We start from the raw sequence: 7,335 nt of genomic DNA, 5'->3' as shown, positions 1-7,335 counted from the left end.
AACTAACTAACTAAACTTCACGCCATGTGGGGGAGAAAGGCCGCCCGACATGGCCCTGACCTGGATCGGTGGTGGCTTGGTGGACGCGATTGACGAGCTCAAGAACGGCGGCGAGACCGGCATTGCCCCCACCGCCGGCGCCGTGCCTAGCGCCGCGTACGCGCCCAGCGACCGGGCTCCCGCCGTCACCACCACCGACGCCAAGGCCGCCGAGCGCATCACCGTCGAGATCAGCGAGCTCCTCGTCTCCATCTACAACTCGGTCGACGCGGTCGAGAGCAAGATGTTCAGGCGGGTCCGCGGCCTGGGCGTGACCATGAGCGAGGCGCGCATCGTCCAGATCGTGGGAGACGAGACCTTCCACACCGACAGGCAGATCAGCGTGAGCCAGATCGCCGCCGAGGCGATGGTGAAGATCCCCTCGATGACTGCGGGAGTCAACCGCCTGGTCGACCGTGGCTTCCTCATCAAGGAGCGCGACGAGAGCGACGGCCGACGCGTCAACGTGGCCCTCACCAGGAAGGGCGAGGAGGTCTACCGCCTCCACACGATCTTCCACATGCGCATGGCCGCCGCGATCATGGAGGGCATGTCCCTCGAGGACATGGGGAAGTTCCATGCGGGCATAGAGCGCCTCGCCGCCTTCTACAGGGCAGAGGAGGAGAAGTAGCATGGGCCTTCGCATCCTCGGGACGGGCAGCGCCCTCCCTGCCAGGCGCGTCACCAACGAGGAGCTGTCGGGCTTCCTCGACACCTCCGACGAGTGGATCAGCCAGCGCACGGGCATCCGCGCCCNGCTGCGCCCTCGCCGTCGCCGCCGTGGTCGCGAGCGGCCGCCTGCGCTGGGACCAGAACGCCGGCATGCAGGCGCTGCTGCGCAGCTTCGCACTGCGTCTGGCCGTCTTTGCGGTCGCGGGGTTCCTGGTGGTCCCGGCGAGCGTGATGGTGTCGGACGTCGTGCAGGCGACCTACAGGGCGGACGTCGAGACGGTGACGGCCGCCGTGGCGTCGGCTCCGGAGGAGTCTCCCATCGAGGAGCCCAAGGCGGAGGAGGCGACCCCGGAGCCCGAGGCGAGCGAGCAGACCCAGGAGGACAGGAACGTCCTGGACAGCTTCCTCGGCTGGGTGAGCGACCGTGCGGCCGACGCGTCCAGCGTCGCGAGCGACGTCGTGGATGCCGCCGGCAACGCGGTCCAGACGGTGACGGATGGCGCGAAGTCGTTCATCGAGTCCGCGAAGAACGTCCTCAACCGCATGATCGAGGCCTTCGCCGTCATGGTGGCGACCTGCTGCGTGATCCCCATCGTNCGCACGCGGCCGCCAAGGCACCACTGACGTGACCGCCGAGAGGGACCACGAGCCGCCGTCGGGAGCGACGGCGGGCGACCCAGGGCATCACCGGGCGGAGGCTCGCCCGTGACCATAGGGGCCATCGCCCCGCAAGGACAAGGGAAGAACAGGTCAAGACGGACAGAAGGAGGGCCATCATGGCCAAGGAGACCACGTTCGAGCACATCTGCGACATCCTCCGCGAGCAGGACGGCATCACCGGCGAGCTCACGCCCGAGACGAGCTTCGAGGAGATCGGCCTCGACTCGCTCTCCATCGTGGAGGCGGTCATGGCCTGCGAGGGCGACTTCGACATCGAGATCGACGCCGAGGCCAACCCCAAGACGATCGGCGAGTTCGTCTCGCTGGTCGACGGCCTCGTCGCCCAGAAGGGCTAGCACCAGATGATCCGCACACCCATTTGCGACGTCGTCGGCATCGAGAAGCCCGTCTTCCAGGGTGGCATGGCCTGGATTGCCGATGCCTCCCTCGCCTCGGCCGTCTCGAACGCGGGCGGCCTGGGCGTCATCTCGGCGATGAATGCCGACGCGGAGTGGCTCCGCGGTCAGATCCGCGCCTGCCGCGAGCTCACGGACAGGCCGTTCGGCGTGAACATCATGCTCCAGAGCCCCTTCGTGGANTTGGCGCCGCGTGGCCGAGGGGCTGCGCGGCACCTTCTGGTTCGGCACGCGGGCAGCGAGGTTTTGGGGGTGGCGCGCGCGTGCGGCGAGCACGCGGTTGCGCACGCCCCTGGCGGCGGGCACGCTGTTGCGCACGGGTGCGGGCGACGGGCACGCGGTTGCGCACATCGGCCCCTCTCGCCAACTGCGAAAATGCGGAGCTGTCTGTGCGTTATTGCGTGCTGGTTGAAAATGACGTGCGCATGCGCGTGCTGGACGCATGGATGTGTGCGCAACAGCGTGGCGGGCGAGAGACGCGGGCGCAATTCTGCGCGTCCAGGTCCCATGTGTCAGTCGTGTGACGCTTTTCTCGCCTTCCCACCATTTCCGGATTAGTTAGTTAGTCTAACTAACTAACTAACTAAACTTCACGCCATNGGGTTCGTCTTCGCCCTCGACGTGGCGGACGGCATCTTCGCGAGGGGCAGGGCGCGCCGCGTGCTCGTGGTCTCGGCGGAGAGGTGCACGCGCTACCTCGACTGGACCGACCGTGCCACCTGCGTGCTCTTCGGCGACGGCGCGGCGGCGGCGGTGCTCGGTGCGGAGGGGGAGGGGCTCCTCTCCCTCAGGCTGTCGACCCAGCCGGACGCGGGTGCCCTGGACCTCCCCGGCATCCCGGGGGGCAGCCCCTTCGACAAGACCGTCCGTGGCCCGCAACTGCTCTCCATGCGTGGCCGCGAGATCTTCAAGTTCGGCGTCACTTCCATCGAGCGAGAGGTGCGCGCCCTCGCGGCGGACGCGGGCATGGAGGTGGCGGACATCGACCACTTCGTGTTCCACCAGGCCAACGGCCGCATCCTCGACTCGGCTGCGACGCGCCTGGGCATCGACGCCTCGCGCGTCGTGCGGACGCTGGCCGAGACGGGNACTTCGACGCGGTCCTCTCCGTGAACCTCAAGGGCGCCTTCCACATGACGCGCGCCCTCTGCCGCACTCTCATGCGCCAGCGCGGGGGCCGCATCGTCAACGTGAGCTCCGTCGTGGGCGTCATGGGCAACGCGGGCCAGGCCAACTACGCCGCCTCGAAGGCGGGGCTCATCGGCCTCACCAAGTCCGTGGCGCGCGAGCTGGCGGGTCGCGGGGTCACCTGCAACGCCGTCGCCCCCGGCTTCGTCCGGACCGACATGACAGCGAAGCTGCCGGACGCGGTGAGGGAGAGGTACGAGGGGCAGATCCCCCTGGGCCACCTGTGCGAGCCGGAGGACGTGGCGGAGGCCATCGCCTTCCTCGCGAGCGACGCGGCGGCCTACGTCACCGGGGCCGTCCTGCCCGTCGACGGCGGAATGGGCATGTAGAGAATGGGGAGCGTGAGTTCGCACATGGAGCACAGGGTAGCCATCACCGGCCTGGGGGCCATCTCGCCCGTGGGCAACACCGCGGCCGAGACCTGGGACTCCCTCAGGGCGGGACGCATGGGCATCGGTCCCATAAGCAAGTTCGATGCGAGCGGCAGCAAGGTCAAGGTCGCCGCGGAGGTCAAGGGCTTCGACGCCCGCGAGGCCTTCGGCGTGGCTGAGGCCCGCCGGAGCGACCCCTTCGTGCTCTATGCGCTCGTCGCGGCGGACCAGGCCATGGCGGACTCCGGCCTCGACCGCGAGGGCGCCGTGGACCACGAGCGCCTGGGCGTCTACGTGGGCTCGGGCATCGGTGGGATCCAGACCACCGTGGCGAACGAGGACGTGCTGAGGGGCTCGGGCCCCGGCAGGGTCTCTCCCTTCCTGGTGCCGGCGATGATCNCGGGCGTGGCTGATGCCACGTTGCCGGGGGCACCCTCCGCCGCGGATGCGGTGGCCCTCTCGCCTGCGGACGAGGGCGCGATGGCGGCTACGATCCCGGGCGAGGACGGCCTGGACCCGGACCAGCGGCCGCTCGACCTCTCCAAGGTGGCCACGGTGACCGCCCCCATGGTGGGCGTGTTCTATGCCGCCCCCTCGCCCGGGGCGGAGCCATTCGTGCACGTGGGATCCAAGGTGCGCAAGGGCGACACGCTCTGTGTCATCGAGGCGATGAAGCTCATGAACGAGGTCGTGGCCGAGCGCGACGGCGAGGTCATCGACGTGTGCGTGGGCGACGGCGAGCTGGTGGAGTTCGGCTGCACGCTCATGAAGCTGTGCTAGGCGGCAGCTGACGCGGACGGCCGACGGGCCTGCGAGGGAGACGAGCCATGAACAGGGAAGAGATCAAGGGGCTGCTGCCCCATCGCGAGCCCATGCTGCTCCTGGACGACGCCGAGGTCGTCGGGGACGAGGCCGTGGGGCACGTGACGGTCACGGGCGACGAGTTCTTTGTGCGGGGGCACTTCCCCGGCGACCCCGTAGTGCCCGGCGTGATCCTGTGCGAGATGCTCGCGCAGAACTGCTGTGTCCTCCTGGGCGAGGCGATGTCGGGCGAGGGGAGGGTCCCCCTCTACACGAGCCTGGACAAGGTGCGCTTCAGGCACCCCGTNGGTGCGCATCGGCCCTGCCAGCGGACGCGGACGTCAGTGGATCGCGCCCCTGCTGGGAGGCGACGAGGCCTGCTGCGCCACGGCCCTGGCCTCCAACGGCATGCAGGTCTACCTGGACGGGGAGCTCGTGCACGAGGAGCTCCTGACGCAGGGGGCGCTCCGTCGGCTGGCGCGCGCGGTGGGGGACATCAAGGGAGCCGGCGCGGTGGTCTTCGACGACGCGACGCCGCTCCTGGTGCAGGGATCGCTGGAGGAGCTCGAGGCTTGCTTCCCCTCCTATGCCGCGCGCTGCCGCGTTGTGAGCGACGTACCGGAGGTTCCCACCGTCAAGGCGAATGTGTTCTTCGACGGGGACCTGGCGGCCATGCACGGGCTCGCCGACCGACTCGCCGCCGAGCTGCCCGAGCTGAGCTTCGACGTGCCGCAGCCGGGCTGGATCAACGTTATGACGGCGGGCTGGGGCAAGGGGCCGGCGATAGACGTGCTCNGCGAGCGTCGAGCTCGCGCGCCACGGCACGACCTCGTGGACGCCCACCACGCTGACCCAGCCTGCCGAGCAGATCGGCGAGGCCTGCGCGAGCGTCTGGCAGGCAGACCAGCTGCGCGGCGACGACTTTGTGGGCGCACGCATCGAGGGCATATTCCTGGAGGGCCCCTTCTTCACCGCCGAGCACGCCGGTGCGCAGAATCCCGTGCACATGAGCGACCCTTCCGTGGAGCAGGTCTGCGCCTGGCAGGACGAGGCGCACGGTCTCATCTGCAGGGCGTCCCTGGCGCCCGAGCGCCCGGGCAGCGCCGAGTTCTGTGCCGAGATNGCGTGGGGCGGCCCGCGGCCATCGCACCGTCTGCCGCCGCGCGCTCGGTGACGAAGGCCCGGAAGTAGTTGAGGCCCACGAGCCCCCCGCGCCCCACGATGGCGCGGAACTGGTCATCGGTCAGGTTGCGGGGGTGCCCACAGACGGCGCGGCTGTTGGAGTGCGACGCCACGAGCGGGGCGTCAGAACACGCGAGCAGGTCGGCGAAGCCCTCGTCGTTGAGGTGGCTCGCGTCCACGACCATCCCCAGCTCCCCCATGCGCCGAACCGCCCGGCGGCCAAGCGCGCTCAGGCCGTCGCAGGTCTCGTGCCCGCTGGCCAGGGCATTCCTGCCGTTCCANCAGGGGCATCCGCAAGGTGACGGGCCCCGAGGGCGTCGCTTCGGCCTTCCTGGCCGCGAGCTCCGAGGCCCAGGCGGCCTTCGGCGACGGCGGCTGCTACATGGAGCGCTTCATCCATCCCGCCCACCACGTGGAGGTCCAGGTCCTGGCGGACGCGCGGGGTAACGTGGTCTCGCTGGGCGAGCGCGAGTGCTCGGTGCAGCGCCACAACCAGAAGCTCCTGGAGGAGAGCCCCAGCCCTTCGGTCACGCCCGAGGTCCGCGAGTGCATGCACGCCGCCGCGCGCGACCTCGCCCGGGCCGTGGGCTACGTGGGTGTGGGCACCATCGAGTACCTCTACTCCGACGACGGCACCTTCGCCTTCATGGAGATGAATACCCGCCTGCAGGTGGAGCATCCCGTGACCGAGATGGTCACGGGAGTCGACCTGGTGAAGTGGCAGCTGCGCGTGGCGTCCGGGGTGGAGCTGCCCTTCTCCCAGGACGACGTCCGCGTGGACGGCCACGCCATCGAGTGCCGCATCAACGCCGAGACCCCCGAGTTCCTCCCCTCGTGCGGCACGGTGTCCATGCTGCACGTCCCGGGCGGCCCCTGGGTCCGCTTCGATACGGCCCTCTTCCAGGGGGCGTCCGTGCCTCCCTACTACGACTCGATGCTGGGCAAGCTCGTCATCTCGTCCCCCTCGCGCGAGGAGGCCATACGCAAGATGCGCTCCGCCCTGGGCGAGCTGGTGATCGAGGGGGTGGCGGAGAACTCCGAGCTGCAGCTCGACATACTCTCGAACCCCGAGTTCGTCTCGGGCGTCTACCACACCGACCTCATGGAGCACCTCTATGGCGACGAATAGGAAGAAGACCAAGAGCGTGAACGTGCTCGAGGGGGCCGTGACCGAGGTCCCCGTCGAGCTGCCGTCGCGCCACGTGTTCGTGAAGTGCCCCAGCTGCCGTCGCGTGACGGACGCCGACGTCCTGGCCGACAACCTGGACGTGTGCCCGCGCTGCGGCCATCCCATGCGGCTGGGGGCCCGCCGCCGCCTCGCGATGACGGTGGACGCGGGGAGCTTCGAGGAGATGGACGCCGAGCTCAGGGTGAGGGACTTCCTCCGCTTCCCGGGATACGAGGAGAAGCTCCGCAGCGCCCGCCTGCGCACGGGCGAGAACGACGCCGTCCTCACCGGCGTGGCCTCCATCGGCGGCTGCCCCACCGGCGTCTTCGTGATGGACGGCGAGTTCATGATGGGTTCCATGGGCGCCGTGGTGGGCGAGAAGCTCTGCCGCCTCTTCGAGAGGGCCCTCGAGCTGCGCATCCCCGTGGTGGGCTTCACCGTGTCGGGCGGGGCGCGCATGCAGGAGGGGACCACGTCGCTCGTGCAGATGGCCAAGGTCTCCGCCGCGGTGCGCAGGCACTCCGAGGCGGGACTGCTCTACGTGGTGGTGCTGACGGACCCGACCTCGGGCGGCGTCACGGCGAGCTTCGCGATGGAGGGCGACGTCACCCTGGCCGAGCCTGGGGTGCTCGTTGCCTTCGCCGGGCCGCGTGTGGTGGAGCAGACCACCCACAAGCGCCTGCCCGCGGGGTTCCAGCACTCCGAGTTCCTCCTGGAGCACGGCTTCGTGGACCGCATCGTGGAGCGCAGGGACCTCCCCTCGATGCTGGGCAGGCTGCTGGCCCTGCACGAGGGCGGCGCCTACCGTGCGCCCGACGGGGCCGACGTGCCCGAGGTC

At 69.7% G+C, this 7,335-nt stretch carries 10 protein-coding genes; 9 read left to right on the top strand and 1 reads right to left on the bottom strand.

Translation table 11 applies throughout. The features are described 5' to 3' along the window. The first annotated feature begins 49 nt into the window (after positions 1-49). The 7 genes from BQ7388_RS06675 (at position 50) to BQ7388_RS12995 (ending at position 4,998) form a co-directional block, all read left to right on the top strand. Positions 50-670, top strand: coding sequence for a MarR family winged helix-turn-helix transcriptional regulator (locus BQ7388_RS06675; protein ID WP_072500075.1), 621 nt, complete (start codon positions 50-52; stop codon positions 668-670). Between the two features lie 817 nt (positions 671-1,487). Beyond that, a complete protein-coding gene (locus BQ7388_RS06665) occupies positions 1,488-1,727 on the top strand; it encodes an acyl carrier protein (protein ID WP_009278871.1) in 240 nt (79 codons plus the stop codon). Between the two features lie 6 nt (positions 1,728-1,733). Beyond that, positions 1,734-2,345 carry a nitronate monooxygenase gene (locus tag BQ7388_RS11590; protein ID WP_083558306.1) on the top strand — a complete coding sequence of 204 codons (612 nt, stop codon included), beginning with the start codon at positions 1,734-1,736 and terminating at the stop codon, positions 2,343-2,345. Positions 2,346-2,384: 39 nt separating this feature from the next. Next, a complete protein-coding gene (locus BQ7388_RS13010) occupies positions 2,385-2,900 on the top strand; it encodes a 3-oxoacyl-[acyl-carrier-protein] synthase III C-terminal domain-containing protein (protein ID WP_268794045.1) in 516 nt (171 codons plus the stop codon). Further along, the gene (locus tag BQ7388_RS13005) at positions 2,897-3,304 is read left to right on the top strand and encodes an SDR family oxidoreductase (RefSeq protein ID WP_234946889.1); all 408 of its coding nucleotides are present in this window, start codon (positions 2,897-2,899) and stop codon (positions 3,302-3,304) included. The genes BQ7388_RS13010 and BQ7388_RS13005 overlap by 4 nt, the downstream gene beginning before the upstream one ends. A gap of 3 nt (positions 3,305-3,307) precedes the next feature. Continuing rightward, positions 3,308-4,126: an acetyl-CoA carboxylase biotin carboxyl carrier protein gene (locus BQ7388_RS13000; protein ID WP_456319912.1), complete on the top strand. Its 819-nt coding sequence runs from the start codon at positions 3,308-3,310 to the stop codon at positions 4,124-4,126. Between the two features lie 47 nt (positions 4,127-4,173). Continuing rightward, a complete protein-coding gene (locus BQ7388_RS12995; protein WP_083558302.1) occupies positions 4,174-4,998 on the top strand; it encodes a 3-hydroxyacyl-ACP dehydratase FabZ family protein in 825 nt (274 codons plus the stop codon). Between the two features lie 210 nt (positions 4,999-5,208). Here the strand turns inward: BQ7388_RS12995 and BQ7388_RS06625 are convergent, their stop codons facing one another. Next, positions 5,209-5,562 (bottom strand): membrane dipeptidase, encoded by a 354-nt coding sequence (locus tag BQ7388_RS06625; protein WP_234946934.1) that lies wholly within the window; start codon positions 5,560-5,562, stop codon positions 5,209-5,211. Positions 5,563-5,618: 56 nt separating this feature from the next. Here BQ7388_RS06625 and BQ7388_RS06620 point away from each other — a divergent pair, with 56 nt between their 5' ends. Continuing rightward, positions 5,619-6,458 (top strand): ATP-binding protein, encoded by an 840-nt coding sequence (locus BQ7388_RS06620; protein WP_083558300.1) that lies wholly within the window; start codon positions 5,619-5,621, stop codon positions 6,456-6,458. Next, on the top strand, positions 6,445-7,335 hold an 891-nt coding region (accD, locus tag BQ7388_RS06615), incomplete at its 3' end, for an acetyl-CoA carboxylase, carboxyltransferase subunit beta (RefSeq protein WP_129583237.1). The genes BQ7388_RS06620 and accD, both read left to right, overlap by 14 nt.

The sequence above is a fragment of the Olsenella phocaeensis genome (assembly GCF_900120385.1).
Lineage (GTDB): Bacteria > Actinomycetota > Coriobacteriia > Coriobacteriales > Atopobiaceae > Olsenella_I > Olsenella_I phocaeensis.
Note: the sequence above shows the minus strand (reverse complement) of the source record. Positions and strands in the feature narration are given on the sequence as shown.